The organism is Aestuariivirga sp. (genome assembly GCF_041738905.1).
Lineage (GTDB): Bacteria > Pseudomonadota > Alphaproteobacteria > Rhizobiales > Aestuariivirgaceae > Aestuariivirga.
In genome coordinates, this window is record NZ_JBGSOZ010000067.1 from 1 (window position 1) to 1,837 (window position 1,837).

2 protein-coding genes and 1 tRNA gene are annotated in these 1,837 nt (G+C 60.4%); 2 read left to right on the forward strand and 1 reads right to left on the reverse strand.

Annotated features, from left to right (window positions below; genetic code table 11):
- Both ACEW8Q_RS05385 and ACEW8Q_RS05390 read left to right on the forward strand, forming a co-directional pair.
- Window positions 1-696 (forward strand): CarD family transcriptional regulator (locus ACEW8Q_RS05385; RefSeq protein ID WP_373503030.1); only part of this gene is annotated, 696 nt, incomplete at its 5' end.
- 177 nt (window positions 697-873) lie between these two features.
- Window positions 874-950 (forward strand) — tRNA-Arg (locus tag ACEW8Q_RS05390).
- A gap of 206 nt (window positions 951-1,156) precedes the next feature.
- Here ACEW8Q_RS05390 and ACEW8Q_RS05395 read toward each other — a convergent pair.
- Complete coding sequence (locus ACEW8Q_RS05395; RefSeq protein ID WP_373503031.1) at window positions 1,157-1,726, reverse strand: GNAT family N-acetyltransferase; 570 nt, start codon at window positions 1,724-1,726, stop codon at window positions 1,157-1,159.
- Between the last annotated feature and the right edge of the window lie 111 nt (window positions 1,727-1,837).

The following is a 1,837-nucleotide window of genomic DNA, read 5'->3' on the forward strand; positions in this document are numbered from 1 at the left end:
CCCGCCCCCGCCCCGGAAGCCCGCAAGGCGCCGGAGACGAAGCCCGTGCCGGCCCAGGCCCCCAGGGCAACGGTCTATGCCCCCTATGTACCCGCCGGCAAGCCCGGCATGAACGGCCCGGTCGTGGGAACGCCCGCCGCCAAGAAGCTGGTGTTCAAGGTCGGCGAACTGGTGGTTTATCCCGCCCACGGCGTAGGCAAGATCATCCAGATCGAGGAGCAGGAGATCGCCGGAGCCAAGCTCGAACTCTATATCGTCGATTTCGAGAAGGAAAAGCTGCGCCTGAAAGTGCCGACCGGCCGGGCCGAGCAGAAGGGCATGCGCCGCCTCTCGGACAAGACCCAGATCGAATCTGCCCTCAAGGTCCTGAAAGGACGCGCCCGCATCAAGCGCACCATGTGGTCGAGGCGCGCCCAGGAGTATGATGCCAAGATCAACTCCGGCGACATCATGGCCGTGGCCGAGGTCGTCCGCGACCTTTACCGCTCCGAGCGCCAGCCCGAGCAATCCTATTCCGAGCGCCAGCTGTTCGAACAGGCCCTCGACCGGATGGCCCGCGAAATCGCTGCCGTGAAGAAGCTGGACGACGATCAGGCGATCAAGGAACTGGAGGATTACCTCTCCAAGAACGCCAAGCGCGTACCCGCCGCAGGCGACAAGGCCGAAGACGACCTGCCCGCCGAGGAAGCCGCATAAGCGGGTCCGCACGAACGTTTCGAGAAGGCCCGGCCCAGTGCCGGGCCTTTTTGCGTTCAGGAGGCACCCGCTATCCCTTCCCAAATCACGGCCAGGACGTTAAAAGACATTCCCACGGCAGGCGTTGCCTCTAGGCTGCTCCAGCCACTTGCCCTATAGGCATGGTACGTGGCGTTGGTCCCGGTAGCTCAGCAGGATAGAGCACAGGTTTCCTAAACCTGGGGTCAGGGGTTCGAATCCCTTCCGGGACGCCATCTTCTCGGCCTAAGATATTGATTTATTGTAGTAATACTTCTTGCGACCACTGCTGTCCTACCGTTTGTCCTACCAGTTGACAGAAACTAGTGGACCGACTCCGACGCTTCGAACCCCAACCCAGTGATGTTTGGGTGACCGCACTGGACATTACGAACTTTCGCTCTGACTGCCATGGGGGGCTGGGAACTATTTTCCGTGCGCTTTACCACACGTCGCTCCTATTCAATGCGGATACGCAGGTTGATGGCCCTTGGAGAACTGGCATCTTCTCTTCGGTCAGAGACTGTTCTATCCACCCATGAGGTAAGCTGAGCGGCAGAGGCGCGCGGGCCTGATCTTCTGTGATCGGCACGAATCCGACTTGTCCGTAATATTTCGGGTCGCCGTAGGTGATGGCAATCTGGATGCCATCGGAGCGCAGCGCCGCCAGTGCGTAGGAGAGCAAGGCCCGTCCAATGCCTTGCCGCTGACACTCAGGCGCCACCGCCATCGGTGATAGTAGGAAGACGATGTGTGGGTCGCCCGAGTACGTCAGTCGGGTGAAGATTGCCGCACCAATGGCGTTGCCTTCATCCTCGGCGCAGAACACGCGGATGTCCTCTGTTGGCGTCTCCGCGAGTAGATCGCGAACCAAGTCGGCAATCAGCGCTCCTTCATCCGGTCCCTCAGAGGTAGTGAAGGTCGTAGCAAAGAGTTCAATGAGCGCTTGCTCGCGCCCAACAAAACCGGTGGTGACACACGACCGGGGGATGTCCCGTACTCTGTTGAAAATGCCAAGGCTGGCGTCGCTGGTTGAACCTTATGCAGCATCGGCCAAGCGGTCAACTGCATGGGAGGCTGGCTGCTCGGTCCGATGGTTTTGAAGTGCGGCCTTGAGGATTGG